The 18260-nt window shown below is 72.6% G+C and carries 11 protein-coding genes and 1 pseudogene; 6 read left to right on the top strand and 6 right to left on the bottom strand.

Going from position 1 to position 18260, the window contains the following annotated elements; all coding sequences use genetic code 11:
• Positions 1-108: 108 nt before the first annotated feature.
• Entirely contained in the window at positions 109-1515 is a 1407-nt protein-coding gene (locus tag Raf01_RS20210; protein WP_203919499.1) for an MFS transporter, read from the bottom strand.
• A gap of 340 nt (positions 1516-1855) precedes the next feature.
• A complete protein-coding gene (locus Raf01_RS20205; protein ID WP_203919498.1) occupies positions 1856-2452 on the bottom strand; it encodes a class I SAM-dependent methyltransferase in 597 nt (198 codons plus the stop codon).
• A 214-nt stretch (positions 2453-2666) separates the two neighbouring features.
• Between Raf01_RS20205 and Raf01_RS20200 the strand changes: the two genes are divergently transcribed.
• Positions 2667-3269: a TetR/AcrR family transcriptional regulator gene (locus Raf01_RS20200; protein WP_203919497.1), complete on the top strand. Its 603-nt coding sequence runs from the start codon at positions 2667-2669 to the stop codon at positions 3267-3269.
• A gap of 19 nt (positions 3270-3288) precedes the next feature.
• On the opposite strand, the gene fmdA is transcribed toward Raf01_RS20200, so the two are convergent.
• Together fmdA and Raf01_RS20190 are read right to left on the bottom strand one after the other, a co-directional pair.
• Entirely contained in the window at positions 3289-4539 is a 1251-nt protein-coding gene (fmdA, locus tag Raf01_RS20195) for a formamidase (protein ID WP_203919496.1), read from the bottom strand.
• A gap of 12 nt (positions 4540-4551) precedes the next feature.
• The gene (locus Raf01_RS20190; RefSeq protein ID WP_203919495.1) at positions 4552-4797 is read right to left on the bottom strand and encodes an FmdB family zinc ribbon protein; all 246 of its coding nucleotides are present in this window, start codon (positions 4795-4797) and stop codon (positions 4552-4554) included.
• Positions 4798-5001: 204 nt separating this feature from the next.
• On the opposite strand from Raf01_RS20190, the gene Raf01_RS20185 reads away from it, so the two are divergent.
• The 3 genes and pseudogenes from Raf01_RS20185 (at position 5002) to Raf01_RS20180 (ending at position 7097) form a co-directional block, all read left to right on the top strand.
• A complete protein-coding gene (locus Raf01_RS20185) occupies positions 5002-6099 on the top strand; it encodes a hypothetical protein (RefSeq protein ID WP_203919494.1) in 1098 nt (365 codons plus the stop codon).
• A 19-nt stretch (positions 6100-6118) separates the two neighbouring features.
• Positions 6119-6285, top strand: a pseudogene (locus Raf01_RS49670) (IS256 family transposase); the annotation flags it as partial.
• Positions 6282-7097: an alpha/beta fold hydrolase gene (locus Raf01_RS20180; protein ID WP_203919493.1), complete on the top strand. Its 816-nt coding sequence runs from the start codon at positions 6282-6284 to the stop codon at positions 7095-7097. The pseudogene Raf01_RS49670 and the gene Raf01_RS20180, both read left to right, overlap by 4 nt.
• A gap of 30 nt (positions 7098-7127) precedes the next feature.
• On the opposite strand, the gene Raf01_RS20175 is transcribed toward Raf01_RS20180, so the two are convergent.
• Positions 7128-8168 carry a helix-turn-helix transcriptional regulator gene (locus tag Raf01_RS20175; protein ID WP_203919492.1) on the bottom strand — a complete coding sequence of 347 codons (1041 nt, stop codon included), beginning with the start codon at positions 8166-8168 and terminating at the stop codon, positions 7128-7130.
• A 155-nt stretch (positions 8169-8323) separates the two neighbouring features.
• On the opposite strand from Raf01_RS20175, the gene Raf01_RS20170 reads away from it, so the two are divergent.
• Positions 8324-9334, top strand: a complete 1011-nt coding sequence (locus tag Raf01_RS20170) for a helix-turn-helix transcriptional regulator (protein ID WP_203919491.1) — start codon at positions 8324-8326, stop codon at positions 9332-9334.
• A 76-nt stretch (positions 9335-9410) separates the two neighbouring features.
• Here the strand turns inward: Raf01_RS20170 and Raf01_RS20165 are convergent, their stop codons facing one another.
• The gene (locus Raf01_RS20165) at positions 9411-13655 is read right to left on the bottom strand and encodes a carboxypeptidase regulatory-like domain-containing protein (protein ID WP_203919490.1); all 4245 of its coding nucleotides are present in this window, start codon (positions 13653-13655) and stop codon (positions 9411-9413) included.
• 379 nt (positions 13656-14034) lie between these two features.
• Here Raf01_RS20165 and Raf01_RS20160 point away from each other — a divergent pair, with 379 nt between their 5' ends.
• Entirely contained in the window at positions 14035-18225 is a 4191-nt protein-coding gene (locus tag Raf01_RS20160) for a carboxypeptidase regulatory-like domain-containing protein (RefSeq protein ID WP_203919489.1), read from the top strand.
• Positions 18226-18260: the final 35 nt, after the last annotated feature.

Genomic DNA, 18260 nt, shown 5'->3' with positions numbered 1-18260 from the left:
CCGGGCAGAGGCGGACCGGGCAGCGGCGAACCGGGCAGAGGCCAACCGGGCAGAGGCGAACATCGCGCGGGACCGCGCCGACCCGAGGCAGGCATCCCGCGACGCGCGTCAGCCGGCGGTGACCACGCCGGGTCGCGCCGCCCCGAGTTGGCGGCGATGGCGCCGGTACCACAGCAGTGCCGCAGCCGCGGCGACGATCGCGGGAGCCGGGAGGAAGCCGATCGCGACGCCGCCGACCGCCTGGCACAGCGCGCCGTCGACCGCCGAGCCCACCGCGCTGCCTGTGGCGAACGCGGTGGCCACCCAGGCGAACGACTCGGCCGCCGTACCCGCCGGAGCCACCCCGTCGGCGGTGATGAACACGGCGGTCAGCGCGGGTGGCAGCATCAGCCCGCTGACCGCGAGCGCCACCGCCATCAGCGGCAGCGGAGCGACCAGCAGGAGCGGCAGGTACCCGGCGGCCATCAGCGCGACCAGGGCCGGCAGGGCACGGCGCGGATCCTTCAGCGGGTACCGGGTGGAGAGCAGCCCGCCGGTCAGCGCCCCGACCGCCTGCGCGGCCAGGAGCCAGGCCGCCCACGAGCGGGAGCCGTGTGCGTCGGCGTACCCGGCGACGGCCACCTCGGTACCGCCGACGGCCGCGCCCACCAGGAGGGTGGCGGCCAGCAGCAGCCGCAGTTCGGCCGAGCGCAGCGGACCGGCCCAGTGACGGCGGGCCGGGGTGCCGCGCCACCGGCGCACGACCGGCGCGGTGGAGAACAGCACGGTACCGGCGAGCTGAGCGACGGCCGTCGCGATGAGCCCGCCCCGGGCACCGGCGAGGGCGTACCCGCCCAGCGCCACCATCGGGCCGACGATGAAGATGAGTTCCTGCAGGGCGACGTCCAGGGTGTACGCCGCCTGCAGCAGCCGTTCGGCGATCAGGTCCCGCCACAGCACCCGGAGGCAGGACTCGAACGGTGGCGCCCCGACGCCGGCCAGCACGGCGGCGATGACGGCGACGGCCGGAGGCGGGCGCAGCGTGGCGAGTGCGAAGCCGGCGGTGGAGACGGTGACGGCCGCCCACATCACCGGCGGTTGCCGCCACCGGTCGGCGACGCGGGCGAGCAGCGGCTGTCCGACGGCGGTACCCGCGATGTACCCGCCGACGAGGATCCCGGCCATCGCGATGCTCATCGCGTCGCGGGCGAACAGCAGCAGCGCGAGCGGCGCGGAGGACAGGGGGAGCCGGCCGACCTGGCTCGCGACCAGGACCCGCACGGCCTGCGGGGCGCGCAGCACCGCGGCGACGCCGCTCGTGCCGGCGGTGTCGCTCGTGTCGGTCGTGTCGCTCGCGGTGTCGCTCGTGTCGGCGGTCTCGCTCGCGGTGCCGTTCCTGCCGGCGGTGTCGGTCTCGCTGGCGGTGTCGGTCCTGCCGGCGGTGTCGCTGACGCCGAGGGTGTCGGTCACGCTGGCGGCGTCGCTCGTGTCGGGATCGCGGGCCGCACCGGCCGACGCGTCGAGGTGTGTGGGCATGACGGAAACGCTCCGGGTGAAGGGTGACGGGTGGCGACGGGTGCGGCCGCCCGATCAGGGAGCGAAATCCGTGCGTTCGTGATCGTTGCCGTAGAGCGGCAGGTCGGGCGCGATCCACTGGGCGTACGCAGCGGCGACGGCCTCCAGCGGGATCACCCGGCCAGCCTACCCGATGCCCCCGACGGTGACGGCCGGACGCTGCCCGGAGCGCTGGCCGGAGCGCTGGCCGGCGCGCTGCCCGGAGCTCGCCGGGGGCCGCCGCGACAGCGCGGCTGGGCCCACCGGATGCCCACCGGATGCCCACTGGATGCCCACCGAATGTCCACAGTGGAGGATCGGGTCAGGCGGGCCGCCGCGCGACGAGCCGTCCGGTGAACGTGACAGGCGACCGTCCGGTGCGAACGGGTTCGCGGCGTATGTTCCCCTCGGGGAATGCGCCCCGCGCGGCGGTGGTGGCCCGGTGGAGCGCCGGACGCGCGTCGTAGATCCATGCCCGGGCGCCGGGGCGCAGCACCCGGTGCAGTTCCCGCAGTCCCGCGCGCGGGTTCGCCCAGTGGTGCTGACTCATCGTCGACACGATGAGGTCGAACGACTGGTCCGGGTAGGGCAGTTCGGCGACGTCGCCCACGACGAAGGTGACCCGGTCGGCCAGGCCGGCCTCGGCGGCGGCGTGCCGGGCGTACTCGATCATCGCGGGGGACACGTCGAGCCCGTCGACGGTGAGCCACGCCGTGGCGGCCGCGATCGCCAGCGGTACCCGGCCCGGGCCGGTACCCACGTCGAGTACCCGGCTTCCGGCCGGCAGTCCGGCCGCGGCCACGTCCGCGGCGACGCGTCGGTGTACCCGGCCGAACAGCCGGGTGGTCAGCCGGTCGTAGCGGCCGGCGTTGGTGAACAGGCTCAGCATGTTGGCGCGGTGGTCGTAGACCCTGGGCATGTCGAGAGTCTCCTTAGTCGGCAACGGAAAGAGGGGGTGAGGGGATGGGCATCGTCCAAGACATGATGTTCATTGCCGAACATCGTGTTCGAGTATGCTGCGACCGGGTGGCGGCGGGTCAACAACCAGAACGCCGCGACCGTCCGGTACCGGACGGAGCGCGGCCGATTGTTCGGCAACTTGTTCGGCAACGGAGACGCGGGAGGGCACCGGCATGACCATTCAGGACCGACGCGGCACCGAACCCGACCGCCGGGTGCGGCGCACGCGACGGATCCTGCGCGAAGCGCTGGTGTCGCTCATCCTCGACAAGGGCTACGACCGCGTCACCGTGCAGGACATCCTCGATCGGGCCGACGTGGGGCGGTCGACCTTCTACGCGCACTACCGGGACAAGGAGGCGCTGCTCGTCTCGTGCTTCGACGACCTGCGCGACGACCTGCGCCGCGAATTCGACGCGATGACGCCGGACGCCGACGTCGACCCGGCCGGGCCGGCGGCGATCCTCTTCGGCCACGCGCACCGGCACCGCGACCTGTACCGGGCGCTGTGTGGACGGCGCGGCGGCAGCCTCGTGGAGCGGCACCTGCACCAGCTCGTGAGCGACCTGCTCCACGGGCACCTGCGCCCGCACCTGGCGGCAGCCGGATCGGACCTGGCCGTAGACGTCGTCGTGGAGTTCTACGCCAGCGCCGCGCTCGGTTTGCTCGTCTGGTGGGTGAACCAGGACTTCCGGCACCATCCGGACCGGCTGGCCCGGATGTACCAGCGGCTCGCGGCGTCCGGCCTGTCCACCGAGCCACAGCCGGCCGGCTGAGCCGGCCGAGCCGCTGTGTTCAGAACTTCGCGGTCGGCGCGCCCTTGCCCGGATTGATCTTCACCGGCCCGTGAGCCGACGGGCGCACGTCGAAGTCGAAGATCTCGGTCGGGATGTAGATGGTGGCGCAGGAGTTCGGGATGTCGACGACTCCGGAGAACCGGCCCTCGATCGGCGCCGCGCCCAGGATCAGGTACGCCTGCTCCGGGCTGTACCCGAACGTGGTCAGGTAGTCGATGGCGTGCAGGCAGGCGCGCTGGAAGGCCAGCTGCGAGTCGAGGTACCGCTGCTCGCCGCCGGTGGTCACCGAGATGCCGGAGAAGGCCAGCCACTGGCAGTACTGCGGATTGTTGTTGCCGGGCAGGAAGATGACGTTCTCGGAGACCTGGTAGGTGTCCATGCCGCCCTTGATGAGGTCGACGTGCAGGTCGATGAACCCGCCCATCTCGATCGCACCGCAGAACGTGATCTCGCCGTCGCCCTGGGAGAAGTGCAGGTCGCCCATGGACAGGTTCGCGCCCGGGACGTACACCGGATAGAAGATCCTCGACCCCTTGGTCAGGTTCTTGATGTCCTGGTTGCCGCCGTTCTCCCGGGGCGGAGCGGTCCGCGCCCCCTCCGCGGCGACCCGGTCGAAGTCCGCGCCGGTCAGCGATCCGAGGATGGCGTCCTGTGGCAGCGGCGGCAGGGACAGCGGCGGCACCCGGTCGGGATCCGTGGCGCGCAACGCCGCTTCGCGCTTGTTCCACTTGTCCAGCAGCGCGGCCGACGGCGCGGTGCCCATCAGCCCGGAGTGCACCATCCCGGTGAACGACACTCCGGGTACGTGCCGCGAGGTCGCCTTCTGCCCGCTGAAATCCCAGATCGCCTTGTACGCGTCGGGGAAGTAGTCGGTGAGGAAGCCGCCGCCGTTCTGCTTGGCGAAGATTCCGGTGTACCCCCAGCCCTGACCGGCCAGCGGCCCGGTCTCCTGGGGGATCGGACCGACGTCGAGGATGTCGACGACGAGCAGGTCGCCGGGCTCGGCGCCCTGGACCGCGAACGGCCCGCTGAGCGCGTGCACGATCGACAGTGGCGCGTCGCGCACGTCCTCGGCGGAGTCGTCGTTGTGGATCTCACCGTCGAACCACTCCCGGCAGTGCACCCGGAACGACTGGCCGGGACGCACCGAGGCGACCGCGGGGATGTCGGGGTGCCACCTGTTGTGGCCGACCACGTCCTGGTCCGGGAACTTCCGCGAGGAATCCAGGGAGAAGAGGACCTCGGGCATCGCCACCTCCTGTCAACGTCGGTGCGCCGGCCGCCGGCTCGGGATCTGGGAGACCACCTCCGGCGATTCGGCACTGCGCCCGGCCCGGTCGATCGCCGCGGTCAGCGCGGGCGGCGTGACGGCCAGCAGGGGCGCGGAGAAGACCCGGGCGGCCGGGCCGTCGCAGGCCCCGCAGCGGACGCTGGGCGCCGCCTCGCCGATCGGGGTACGGACCTCGAACGCGCCGTCGGTCGGGCACCGGTATTCGTACGTCGCCATGCCGCTTCCCCCACCCCAGGCGGCCGTCCCGCCGCAGTGGCGCCGGGCACGCTCAGCATCGGACGGCAGCCGGTGGTCGCGCAGCCCAACGCCGCAAGTAGTGAGCGCTGGGACGGCAGTGTCGGATGTGGCGATCCGGGCGTTCGCGGGTGATTGGAGGCGGGGTGGCCGTATCTGCCGGTGATTGGTAGCCTGCCGGGTCATATGTCCAGTGACGAACGCGAACCGAAGGGCAGCATCGGAGGCCGCCGTACCGTGTGGTGGCTGGGCGGGGTCGCGCTGGTGGCGATCGCCGCGGTGGGCACCGTCGTCGCGGTCGACCGGACGCACGGGACACCGTCGCGACCGCCCGCGTCGGCCGCCGGGACCGCCGTCGAGTGCACCGTGGAGCCGCTCTCCGGGTTGGCACTGGGCGAGCGGTCGCCGGAGTGGGTCCTGGTCGACCCGTCCGGCGGGTACGTCGTCACCGAGCAACCGAGGGACGACGGCCGACCCGTTCCCGTGCTGTGGCACGGGGGCAAGGCGGTGCCGATTCCTCTCCCGGACGGTGCGGGTGGCCCGGAGGACGTGGGAATGGCGGCGGTCAACGCCGGCGGTACGGCGGTCGGGACCGTCTCGCACGGTGGGCACCGGTCCGCGTTCGTCTACCGGGACGGCAGCACGACCCGGCTGCCCGGACTGCCCGGGTACGGCGACTCGGACGCCGAGGGCATCGACGCGGCCGGAGACATCGTCGGCGACGCGTCCGGGGCCGGCGGCGACGTACCGGTGATCTGGCCGGCGGAGGCGCCGGGCGCGGTACGCCGGATCGGCTCAGCGCCCGGCTCGGCGGCGGCGATCGGCGACGACGGGACGGTCGTCGGTACCGGCGGCGCCGGGGTCCCCTGGGTCTGGAACGCGAGCGGCGACGGCCACGCACTGGCTCTGCCGCCCGACCCCGAGGTGAAGAAGGGCCGTGCCCTGGCGGTCCGGGGCGACTGGGCCGCCGGGTGGGTCGGCATCACGGATCAGCTGGTCGACGCCGAGACGCCGGCGCGGTGGAACCTGCGCACCGGCGCGGTGAAGACGTTCCCGGGCCTGACCCGCGCCGGAGCGCGCGGAGTCAACGCGCGGGGTGACCTGGTCACCGCGCACGGCCTGGGCGGCGACACGGCGATCCGGGACGGTAGGGCGCTGAACCTGTCGGTGGGCCGCTACCAGGGCCCGACCGCCTGGGCGACGTGGATCAGCGACGACGGCAGGACACTCATCGGCGCGGCGCTCGGCCCGACCGGCACCGACGTGGTGCGCTGGCACTGCTGAGGTCGCCCGCGCCACCTCTGGACGCTGCTCTCGCCCGGCCGCTCTGGCCACGACGTTCAAGGCTCATCGAGTCCGCCCGGGAGCGTTGGCGCGGTCAACGCCCCGCACTTGGTCGCCCTCGTGAGGGCCGGAGCCCGCTTCGAGCGCGGGATCCTCGTTGAGCGTTCTGAGATGATCGCGTCATGAGATCGAACACCAACAGGCCGGATCCCCCCGGCGCGGTCGAAGTCGATGTTCCCGCGCCGGGCGGCGGCTGGCTGAGGGCCGAACGCAGCGGCACCGGCAGCCCCGTCGTCCTGCTGCACGGCGCGGGCATGGATGCCCGTCTGTGGAATGCGATTGTTCCCGAGCTGGTCCGCAACCACGACGTCGTCCGCTACGATGCCCGCGGTCTGGGCAGCTCCAGCCTGCCGGACCGGCCTTTCGACGATGTCGAGGACCTGGGCGCCGTCCTTGACCACTTCGGCCTGAACCGGGCCGCGCTGGTCGGGCTGAGCATGGGCGGGGAGACAGCGCTGGATTTCGCGCTCGCCTACCCCGAGAGGGTCAGCGCGCTGGCCCTGGTCGGTGCGTCGGTCAGCGGCCACGTCTGGCCGGAGGACGCGCAGTCCTCGGCCTACGCAACCGCCCGCCGACAACGGGATGCGGCGGCCCTGGCCGCGCTGGAACTGTCGATCTGGGCATCCCTGGGCCGCACGGCACCCGGCGCAGAGCTCATCGAGGCCATGGTGGCGGACAACGCCGAACGCCGAGTCGCCAGCGAACCATTCTTCGCACACTTCCCGAACCGCGACGCCGAATCGCGCCTGCGCGACATCGCCGCCCCAACCCTGGTCGTCCACGGCGACCACGACCACCCGGAGATCGCAGCGATCGCCGAGCGGCTCGTCGCCGGCATCCCCGACGCCTGCGAAGTGGTCGTCTCAAACGCCGACCACTACCTGCCGCTCCGCAGTCCCCAACAGCTCGTCGAACTGCTGCTGTCGCATCTGGCGTGATCGCACGCCTGCCGGAGTACGGCTGCCCTACTACGCGGACACGGCCGATCCCGGCTCGGGATGGGACAGGGCGCTGCCGACCCAGCCCCGCTCGCGGGCGAGCAGCGCCGCCTGGAACCGGGTGCGGGCGCCCAGCATGGTCATCGCCGACGTGACGTGCTTCTGCACCGTACGGCGGCTCATCCCGGTCACCCGGGCGATCGACTCGTCCTTCAACCCGGCCGACATCAGCAGCAGTACCTGCCGGGTGCGTTCGTTCAACTCCTCCGGCGGCGGGCCGTCGCGCAGGGACTGGAGCGGCACCGCCCGCGCCCAGATGCTGTCGAACAGGGCGATGAGCGCGTCCAGCAACGGTGAGGGGTGCACCACCAGCGCGCCGAGGCCGGGCTCGTCCACCTTGAGCGGGACGAAGCCGATGCGCCCGTCGAACAGGGCAAGCTTCATCGGTACGTTGCCGACGGCCCGCGCCTCCTCGCCCATCGCGATGCTGTGCTCGGCGACGGCCAGCGTGAGCGACTCGTCCAGCGCCCCGCTCTCGTAGACGGACCGGGACCGTACGCCGCGGCGGATGCCCGCGTCCTCGGCGTGCAGGACGTCGGTGGGGTCGTCGATGGCCACGTACGGCGGCTTGGTCAGCGAGTCGAACTGGAACTTCGCCGTGTGTACCAGGTGCATGAAGTACCGCATGGACTGCTCGCGCCCGACGATGACCTCGATGAGATCGGCGGCGCTGCCGTCCTCGGCCGCCTCGCGGAACTCGCCCTGCAGTTCCTTCGCGAACAGCCGGATCTGCGCCAGTTCCTCGCTGCGCCGGGTCACCAGAGTCTCCAGCGCCAGCTCGGGCGGGCTCGGCGAGTAGCCGGGCGGGCGGGTCGGTACCCGGGTGACCAGCGCCTGATCCTCCAGCACCCGCAACAGGTCCCGGGCGGCCCGCACCGACAGGCCCAGGGCCTCGGCGACCTCGCGGACCGTGTGGCTGTGCCCCGCCCGGATCAGGTACCGGTAGACCTGCTCGTGCGGCGGGCTCACGCCCACGGCACCCAGTTGGTTGCTGGGCTGTGGCACGGTCACCGCGCCCCTCGTTGCGTGATCATCGCGTGACGACCGTAGCAGCGGATCGCCGTGCGGGTGTTGCCGGGCCGACTGAGATCGATACCACGCTCCGTTTCTGCTGCGTCACGGCTACCGGTGTGGCGATACTGGCCGCCGGCAGGATCGTCCCGGAGGTGCGCGTGCTTGAGGTTCTCGGTGTCGACTTCTGGGGAGAGGGCGCGTACCTGGCGCTGGTCGACGGGGCGCCGCTCACGGTCGACGAGTTGGCCAGCCGTACCGGCATCGACCACGACAGTCTCAAGGGGGCGCTGGTCCGGCTGGAGGATCGTGGCCTGGTCGCCCGGATGCCGGGCCGCCCGGCGAGATACACCGCGCTGCCGCCGGACCACGCCCTCGAAGTGCTGTTGCTGGCCAGGGAACGGGACATCCAGCGGGTACGGGCGCTGGCCCAGCAACTGGCCGAGCGGCACCGCAAGGCCCGGGTGGGCCGGGATTCCGCCTCGCTGATCGAGGTCATCACCGGGCCGGACGGCGTGGCACGCTGCGGGCAGCAGCTGTTCCGCCGGGCGGAGCGGGAGATCCGGGGCATCGACGCCCCGCCGTACGCGCAGGCCAGCGACGGCGAACGGGTCAACTCCAGCGTGAACATCGGCGGGCGTCGGGTGCGCAGCCGGTTCATCCACGCGCACCGGGCGCTGGTCACGTCGGGCGGGGCGCAGCGCATCGAAGAGGACATCGCGGCGGGCGAGGAGGTGCGGTTCCTGCCCGAGGCGCCGATGAAGATGATCCTGGCCGACGACCAGGCCGGCCTGATCCCGTTGCTGGCTACCCCGCAGGTGCTGGACTCGTGCATCCTGGTGTACCCGTCGGCCCTGCTCGACGCGCTGTCCACGTTGTTCGAGACGCTGTGGCGGCATGCCCAGCCGTTCATTCCGGAGCAGGCCACCGCGCGGGGCGGCGAGGCGCTCGGCGACGAGGAGCGCCGCATCATCGCGCTGCTCGCGATGGGCCTGTCCGACGAGGCGATCGCGCGGCAGCTGGGCATCGGCCACCGCACGATCCAGCGCCGGGTCCAGGCGCTGTTGCAGCGGCTCGGCGCGACGAGCCGGTTCCAGGCCGGCGTCCTGGCCGCGAGCCGGGGCTGGTGGAAGCCGGCCGAGCAGCCGGAGCAGCAGGCCGGCTGAGCCCGTGCCGGGCAAGCCGGCCGCGGGATCGCGGCCGGCTCGCCCGGGGTTGGCCTGAGGGGATGGTCGGTCCCCGTCAGCGCGGTGCCAGGGCGAAATCGGCGGTGACCACCCCGCCCTTGACCAGCTTCACCGTCCTGGTGTCCGGCTGGTACCCGGTCGCCGCCACGATGACGGTCAACGGGTTGTCCTTCGCCGGTAGCCAGAGCCGGTACTGGCCCTTGTCGTCGGTGCTCAGCGTGGTGTGGCCGTTCTTCGTGTCCACCTGAACGGTCGCGCCGGCCAGCGGTGCCGCGGGGCTGCCGGTGCCGGTGACCGTACCGGTCAGCTCGCCCCAGCCGGCCGGGGCGGTGACCGTCATGGTGAACGGCACCGCCACCGAGCCGTACGGCGTGTCGGTGTCGATGAGCAGGTTCGCGCGGTGGTCACCGGCGTCGGCCGGACCCATCGCGGTGGCGTCCAGCGTCACCTTGACCGTGGCCGACTTCCCGGCCCCGATCGTCAGCGTGGCCGCGTTCTCGGCCAGCCACGGCACGTCGGCGTGCGGAGCGTCGTACCCGGGCAGTTTCTGCGCGCCCGCCTGCGGCACGCCGTACCCGTTCAGCCCGCCCACCACGTACCAGCCGATCGCGCCGGCCGCCTCCATCACCGGGGCGGGCAGGTTCGGCATCGCCGACCAGGCGTCGGTGGCCGGGTCGTAGGCGTACGCCTCGTTGGTCAGCGACCCGGCCGACAGCACGTTGCCGCCCGCGGTCAGCAGCCGCCCGCCGGCCGCGGTGGCGGTCGCGCCCCAGAAGTCGACCGGAGCGTCCGCGATCCGGGTCCACGCCCCGGTCGCCGGATCCAGCTTGTACCCGGCCGCGGTGTCGGTGCCCACCGCGTTCGCCGGCTCGTACGCGCCGCCGGCACAGTAGAGCGTGCCGTCGACCGTGGCACAGGAGGGGAACGAGACCGGGGCCGGGTACGGCTTGCCCGCCGACCAGGTATCGGTCGCCGGGTCGTAGACCTGCACGGCGTTGTACCCGCAGCCGCCCCAGTCGCAGCCGCCGATCACGTACAGCTTGTCGCCGAGTACCGCTGAACCCTCGTTGCCGTACGCCACCGGCGCGTCGGCGATCTGCGACCAGGTGTTCGCCGCCGGGTCGTAGACCTCACCGCCGACGATCGGGTTGCCGGCCGCGTCCCGGCCGCCGGTCACGTAGAGCTTGCCCCGGATGACGCCGTACGCGGGGCCGAACCGCTTGGTGGTCGCGCTGGCCAGCGCCGTCCAGCTCGCGGTCGCCTGGTCGTACGAGTACAGCGCGTTGCTCCACTGGCCACCGGGTGCCTCGCCCAGCCCGGCGTACAGCACCCCGCCGATCACCGTGGCGATCCCGCCGTACGTGCCTGTCGGCAGGTCGGTCACCGGCTGCCACGCCTGGTCGGTGGGCGCGCCGGCGGCCGGTGCGGTGCCCGAGGCGCCGGTGGCCACCGAGAGCGGTGTCACGCGGGACTTCACCCGCTGCCGCGCGGCACCCGCCGCCGGGCTCGGCGCCCCGCCGGTCGCCTGCTCCCCCAGGGTGATGGTCGCCGGGGAGCCGCCGGTGTTCTTCACGGTCAGGCTGACCGTCTTCGAGGCGCCCCACGCGACGCTGTCGCCGACCGCGTTCTCGTTGACCCGCAGCTTGCCGGGGTGGAGGGCGAAGTCGGCGGTGGTGACCGCGTCGGGTGCGACCGACACCTTTTCGGTCACCGCCGGGTACCCGAAGCCGGGCAGGCCGGCGGTGAACTGCCGCTTGCCGGTGCCGCCGGAGAACAGCCAGTACAGGCCGTTCGGCTGCGCCGGGTCGCCCGGGGTCGCGACGCTGTGCCCGGCGCCGGCCGGCGCCGTCGGGTCGCTGACCGTCGCGCCGAGCACGCCGGCTCCGGTGTTGGCGTCGGTGACCCGGCCCACCAGCAGGCCACCGGGCAGCGTCTGCAGGCTGCGGGTACCGACCGCCACGTTGTCCAGCTGCCAGGTGCCGGTCAGCCCGCCGGTGAAGTGGAAGCGCACCCGCACCGACGGCTTGCCCGCGAACGCGTTCAGCGGCACCACCTCGTGCGCCGGTCCGTTGATGACGTCGGTGTGGTGCCAGACCGTGGTCCAGGTCTGGCCGTTGTCGGTGCTGACGTCGACGTCGGCGGTCGGGTCGTCCAGCCGGTACAGCGAGGGCAGTGCCGTGTCGAAGTCCAGTTCGGGCGTCTTCTCCGCGGTGAAGTCGTAGCTCGGGCTGACCAGTTCGGTGTCCGCCTGCGCCCAGCCGAGCGCGTAGTCGTCCACGATGGCGAAGTGGCCGGTGCCGCCGGTGGAGTTGCCGCGGTTGAGCGGGTCGTCGAACTGCCAGCCGCCGGCCGGCGTGTGGTTGGTGACCGTCCAGCCGTCCGGTGTCGTGCTGGTGTCGAAGCTCTGGAGGCCGCCGCCGTGGTAGGCGATGGCGTACCCGGGGGCGAGCGCCCCGGTGGTGGACAGCGGCAGGGTGAGGTTCGCCGTGGCGCCGGACTCGGCGACCGTCACGTCGGCGCTGGCCGCCTGGTAGCCGGGGTACAGGGCGGTGGCATGCACCGTGTACGGGTGGTCCATCGGCACCTTGACCGTGTACGCGCCGGTGGCCGGGTTCGTGAACGCGGTGCCCGGCACCCCGTCGACGGTCACCTTCGCGTACACGCCCCAGCCGTGGCCGCCGCCGTCGCGCACGGTGCCGGAGATGGTCTGGGTCGGCACCGGGGTCAGCGCCGCGTCGCGGGTCACGGACGCGCCGTCGGCCACGTCGACGTCGCCGAGGTTGCGGTCGGCGTACCCGTACGCGGTGACTGCCAGCGGGTACGAGCCGGCCGGTACGACGAACTGGTAGCCGCCGGCCGAGTCGGTGGTGACGTGGTAGGCGCCCAGCGTCACCGAGGCCCCGGCCACCGGCCGGCCGGTGGACGCGTCGGTCACGGTGCCGGCGACGGTGCCGTGCGCCCCGGGCCGGAACGCGGCCAGCCCGTTCGGGGTACCCAGGCCGGTCGGCCCGTCGTACCCGGGGCCGGCCACGCACTCGTAGCGCGGGGTGCAGTCCGGCGTGGTACCGAAGCCGCACAGCGAGCGGTCCGAGCAGCTGGCGTTGTCGCCGGTGGTCACGTCGTTCAGCGCGCCGGGGCTCAGGTACGGGTACGACGCGGGGTTGCTGCCCGCGACCGGGGTGCCCGCGTCGGCGTACACGCCCGCGATGATGGGCGACGCGGCGCTGGTGCCGCCGTAGACGTTCCAGCCGGCGTCGGAGAAGCTGTTGTAGACCGCGACACCGGTGGCCGGGTCGGAGACCGCGGACACGTCCGCGACCGAGCGGCCGGGGCAGTCGGCGTCGGTCTGGAACTGGGGCTTCGGCTCGACCTGCGAGCACCCCGATCCGGGCGCTCCCCAGTGCGGGCCGTCCGCGGTGTTGGCCACGCTGTTCCACACCGTCTCCGACCAGCCGCGGGCGCTGCCGTCGCGGGTCAGGCTGGTGCCGCCGACCGAGGTGACGTACGGCGAGGAGGCCGGGTAGGCCACCCCGTACCCGTCGTCGGCGGAGCTGGCGACGATCGCCGTGCCGGGGTGGTCGAAGTACGCCTCGTCGTAGGCCGGCGAGCTGGGGTCGTCGCCGTAGGCGCCGTAGGAGTTGGACACGTACCGGGCGCCGAGGCCCACCGCGGTGTTGACCGCGGTACCCAGGCTGTCGGTGCCGTTGTCGTCCGCCTCGACGAGCAGGATGTGTGCCTGCGGGGCGACGGCGGAGACCATGTCCAGGTCCAGCGAGATCTCGCCGGCCCAGCCGTCGTCGGGTGCCGGGTAGCCCGCGCCGCCCTGCTGGTCCACCTTGCGGAAGCAGCCATTGTCCGTGGTGCACGCGGGAAGCCCGTACTGCTGGCGGTACACCGCCAGGTCGGCCTCGGCGTTCGGGTCGTCGAAGGCGTCCACGATGGCGACCGTGGCGCCGGCGCCGCCGTCGGCCGGCAGCCCGTACGCGGAGCGCAGATCCGCCGGCGCGTACCCGTCGGGTGCCGCCTGAATGGTGCCGCGCGCCTGCGCGCCGGCCGACTTCGTCGCGTCGGTGCGGGTGACGTCGGTGCGCCGCAGCGCGAAGCAGGTGAACCGGCCCGGCGCCGGTGGGCCGCACAGCGCCTGCGTCGCCACCTGGGTGCCGGCGGCCGGCGCGGCGCTGGCCAGCTCGCGCGGCACCTGGGTCACGAGCGTGGCCAGCACCAGCGCGGCGGCCGCCGCGATCAGGCGCGTCACCGGCGCGGTACGCCCGCGCCGGGGGAGGGGTGGTCGAAAGTGCACGGATGCTCCAGTCGGGTAGCCGCGGTCGGCGCCAGGCGGGCAGCTCGACGGTGAGCCCGGGGAATCCGCTGGCAAGAAGAGATTCACCAGCGGTACTTCGGAAATCAACGCGGCCGGGTGGCGGCTTTCCGCCGTGACGCATTCACGCCGGACGGCGCTGGCGGCCGTGCCATCGGCAGGTGTCGCTGTTCAATCCTGCCGCGGGCCACGTTGGGGCGTTAACGCAGGCGGTGCGCATATGAGTCGCTTCCCATGTTGCCCTCCGTGAATGCGTTGACACATTTAAGTGTGCCTTCGCATGGTGGGAAAACGGCGGGCGAAGATCGTCTGTCGTCGACCCCAACAAGGGTCGTCCGTGCAACGAGGCTGGAGGACCTTGATGCACCAATCCCATCCCGGACGAATCCCGGCCAGAGCCAGAACCTGGTTCCTGACCGGGGCTCTCGTCGTCGCCACCGCGGTGCTCGGCCTACCGGCCGCGGCCACCGCCGCCCCGGCCAAGGCGGGACCGGCCACCGCGGCCGGTACCGCCTCGGCGAAGCACACCGTCGTGGCGGTCTGCGGTACCGCGAAGAAGGGCCAGTCGGCCTGCTTCGCGTTGCGCCGCACCGACATCGCGGGGACGCGCGGCGTGCGCCCCGCCGACACCACCCCGCAGGGCTACGGCCCGGCAGACCTGCGCAGCGCCTACGCGTTGCCGGCCGACGGCGGAGCCGGTGCCACGGTCGCCATCGTGGACGCCTTCGACGACCCGAACGCCGAGGCCGACCTGGCGGTGTACCGCCAGCAGTACGGGCTGCCGGCCTGTACCACGGACAATGGCTGCTTCCGCAAGGTGAACCAGCGCGGCGGCACCGACTACCCGACCCCGAACGGCGACTGGGCCGGCGAGATCTCGCTGGATCTGGACATGGTCTCCGCCGTCGCCCCGCAGGCGCACATCGTGCTCGTGGAGGCGGACACCAACAACAACACCGACCTGTACGCCGCCGAGGACGAGGCGGTCGCGCTCGGTGCGAAGTACGTGTCCAACAGCTGGGGCAGCGGCTACGACAGCACCCCGGGCAGCGGCGAGGACCCGACCGAAACCACCGCGTCGGACCCGCACTTCAACCACCCCGGCGTCGCGGTCGTCGCCAGCACTGGCGACGACGGGTACGGGGTCAGCTACCCGGCCGCGTCCCAGTACGTGACCGCGGTCGGCGGCACCGCGCTGACCCGGGCGAGCAACGACCGCGGCTGGTCGGAGTCGGTGTGGAACGACTCGTTCGGCGCTCCGGGCAGCGGCTGCTCGCTGTACGAGGCGAAGCCGTCGTTCCAGACGGACACCGGCTGCGCCAACCGGGCGGAGGCGGACGTGTCCGCGGTCGCCGACCCGGCAACGGGCGTCGCGGTGTACCAGACCTACGGCAACACCGGCTGGAGCGTGTACGGCGGCACCAGCGCGGCATCGCCCATCATCGCCTCGGTGTACGCCGACGCGGGTACCCCGGTCACCGGCACGTACCCGAACTCGTACCCGTACGCGAAGACCGGGTCGCTCAACGACGTGACGACGGGGAACAACGGCACCTGTACGCCGGCGTACCTGTGCACCGCCGGCGCCGGGTACGACGGCCCGACCGGCCTCGGTACCCCGAACGGGATCGCGGCGTTCGCCACCGGGCCGCACGGCGACGTGACCGGCACGGTGACCGACGCCGGCACCGGGGCGGCCGTCGCCGGAGCGACCGTGTCGGCCGGTGACACCAACACCACCAGCGACGCGCAGGGGCACTACGATCTGCACGTGCCGGTCGGCAGCTACGACGTGACGGTGCACGGGTACGGGTACAAGGACGCGTCCGTCACCGGCGTCAGTGTCGGCGACGGTGCCTCGGTGACGGAGAACTTCGCGCTGACCGCGCTGCCGCACGCGACCGTGAGCGGCACGGTCACCGACGGCTCCGGGCACGGCTGGCCGCTGTACGCGAGGGTCACCGCGGCCGGCGTACCGGGCGGGGGAGTCTTCACCGACCCGGCCACCGGGCACTACAGCATGGACCTGCCGCAGGGCGAGACCTACCAGTTGCAGGCCACGCCGGCCTACAGCGGGTACAGCACCGGCGGTACCCGCGTCACGGTGGGCGACTCCGGGGCGCAGGGCAACATCACGGTACCGGTCGACACGCTGGCCTGTGACGCGCCCGGCTACCAGGTGCACTACTCCGGTACGACGCAGCCGTTCGACGGCACCACCGCGCCGGCCGGCTGGACGGTGGACAACGGCAGCGGCACGGCCGGCTGGGCGTTCACCGACGACGGTGACCGTGGCAACCTCACCGGCGGCAGCGGTGGCTTCGCCATCGTGGACAGCGACCACGCCGGTTCGGCCAACACGGAGGACACCACCCTGACCGCGCCGGCCGCGGACTTCAGCGACGTGGCCAGCCCGTCGGTCAGCTTCGACACCGACTACGACCCCTACAACGGCCAGACCGCCGACGTGGACGTGAGCGTCGACGGCGGCACGACGTGGAGCAACGTCTGGCGCCACACCGCCGACGCGTTGCGCACTGCTCACGTCGACATCCCGGTGCCGCAGGCGGCGGGGAAGTCCTCGGTGCTGGTGCGGTTCCACTTCACCGGCAGCTTCGGCTGGTGGTGGCAGCTGGACAACGTGTTCATCGGCGCCCGGACCTGCGACCCGACGATCGCGGGTGGCATCGTCTTCGGCCAGGTGACCGACGCCAACACCGGCAAGGGTGTGGTCGGGGCGCTGGTGTCCGCTGTGGACTCCGCCGGGGTCACCGCCACCACCTCCGCCACGCCGGATGACACCAACCTCGGCGACGGTTTCTACTGGCTGTTCTCGCCGGCCACCGGCGCGCACCAGTTCACCGCCGCGGCCGGCCGGTACACCACCGCGACGGCCACCCCGAAGGTGGCGGCCAACTACGCCACCCGGGCGGACTTCTCGCTGAAGGCCGGCCAGGTGACGGCCAGCACGTCGAGCATCGACAAGACGGTCGGCTGGGGCGGCACGGCCAGCGCCACGGTCACCCTGAAGAACACCGGCACCGCACCGGCCACCGTGACGATCGGCGAGCAGGACGGCGGCTCGACGCTGATGGCCCAAAGCGGCGCGCCGGTGCAGAGGGTCAACGGCAAGTACTCGCCGCACGCGCTGATGGCGGGCGGCAAGCCGGTGGCACCGGCGGCGAAGTCCGCGCCGGCGGACAACACGCCGTCGGACGCGCCGTGGACTGCGATCGCCAACTACCCGACCCCGATCCAGGACAACGTCGCCGGGGTCAACGACGGGAAGCTGTACTCGGCGTTCGGTTTCACCGGCGACGGTGACACCGCGGCGATGTACGTCTACGACCCGGACACCGGCAGCTGGAGCCCGCTGGCCAGCGCGGCGGACACCCGGGAGAAGCCGGCCGCCGCGTTCATCGGCGGCAAGTTCTACGTGGCCGGCGGCTGGGACGTCAACGGCAACCCGGACTCGAAGCTGGAAATCTACGACCCGGCCACCAACGGGTGGACGACCGGGGCGCCGGATCCCAAGCCGTACGCCGGTTCCGGCGCGGCGGTGCTGGGCGGCAAGCTGTACGTCGTCGGTGGCTGCACCAGCACCTGCGGCAACACGGACGTGGAGGTCTACGACCCGGTGTCGGACACCTGGTCGCCGGCCGCCGCGTACCCGGAGACGGTGTCCTGGGAGTCGTGCGGCGGCCTCGGCGCGAAGCTCTACTGCGCCGGCGGCACGGTCAACAGCGGGGCGGGCATCGCGCACGCCTACGCCTACGACCCGGGCACCGACTCCTGGTCGCCGGTGGCCAGCCTGCCGATGGACATGTGGGGCTCGAACTACACGGTCGCGAACGGGATGCTGCTGGTCTCGGCCGGCGTCACCAACAACAGCCTCACGGTGACCAACCAGGGCTTCGCGTACGACCCGGGCAGCGACTCGTGGAGCGCCCTGCCCAACGCCAACAACGCGTTCTACCGCGGCGGTAGCGCCTGCGGCTTCTACCAGGTCGGCGGCAACCCCGGTGGCGCGTTCGCGCCGCCGCTGCCGATCAGCTCGGTGCTGCCCGGATTCGCCGACTGCGGCGGTGCGAGCGATGTGCCGTGGCTGTCGGAGGACGCGACCAGCCTCACGCTGGCGCCGGGCAAGACCGCGAAGGTGACGGTGACCGTGGACGCCAGTGTGGCCGCGATCACCCAGCCGGGCACGTACGCGGCGAACGTGGCCCTGTCCACGGACACGCCGTACCCGGTGCCGGCGGTCAAGGTGTCGATGACGGTGAACCCGCCCAAGACCTGGGGCAAGATCACCGGTACGGTCACCTCGGCGGCGGACGGATCCGTCCTGGCCGGCGCGACGGTACAGATCGACAGCTGGGCCACGAGCTACACCCTGAAAACCGACAAGAACGGCCAGTACGCCCTCTGGCTGGACACCCGCAACAACCCGCTGCAGGTGATCGTCGCCAAGGACGGCTACCAGCCGCAGGTCCGCACCGTGAAGATCACGAAGGGTACGACCACCACCGCCAGTTACGCCCTGAAGAAGGATTGACCCGAAGGACTGAGCTGACCCGGTGGACCGGCCGG

Source organism: Rugosimonospora africana (assembly GCF_016862975.1).
In the GTDB taxonomy this organism is placed as follows: Bacteria; Actinomycetota; Actinomycetes; order Mycobacteriales; family Micromonosporaceae; genus Rugosimonospora; species Rugosimonospora africana.
Note: the sequence above shows the minus strand (reverse complement) of the source record. Positions and strands in the feature narration are given on the sequence as shown.

Bases quoted from the DNA above. Each gene is read 5' to 3' on its own strand.
- fmdA (WP_203919496.1), bottom strand. From the start codon at position 4,539: ATGCCCGAGGTCCTCTTCTCCCTGGATTCCTCGCGGAAGTTCCCGGAC.
- Raf01_RS20190 (WP_203919495.1), bottom strand. From the start codon at position 4,797: ATGGCGACGTACGAATACCGGTGCCCGACCGACGGCGCGTTCGAGGTC.
- Raf01_RS20185 (WP_203919494.1), top strand. From the start codon at position 5,002: ATGTCCAGTGACGAACGCGAACCGAAGGGCAGCATCGGAGGCCGCCGT.
- Raf01_RS20205 (WP_203919498.1), bottom strand. From the start codon at position 2,452: ATGCCCAGGGTCTACGACCACCGCGCCAACATGCTGAGCCTGTTCACC.
- Raf01_RS20200 (WP_203919497.1), top strand. From the start codon at position 2,667: ATGACCATTCAGGACCGACGCGGCACCGAACCCGACCGCCGGGTGCGG.
- Raf01_RS20160 (WP_203919489.1), top strand. From the start codon at position 14,035: ATGCACCAATCCCATCCCGGACGAATCCCGGCCAGAGCCAGAACCTGG.
- Raf01_RS20180 (WP_203919493.1), top strand. From the start codon at position 6,282: ATGAGATCGAACACCAACAGGCCGGATCCCCCCGGCGCGGTCGAAGTC.
- Raf01_RS20210 (WP_203919499.1), bottom strand. From the start codon at position 1,515: ATGCCCACACACCTCGACGCGTCGGCCGGTGCGGCCCGCGATCCCGAC.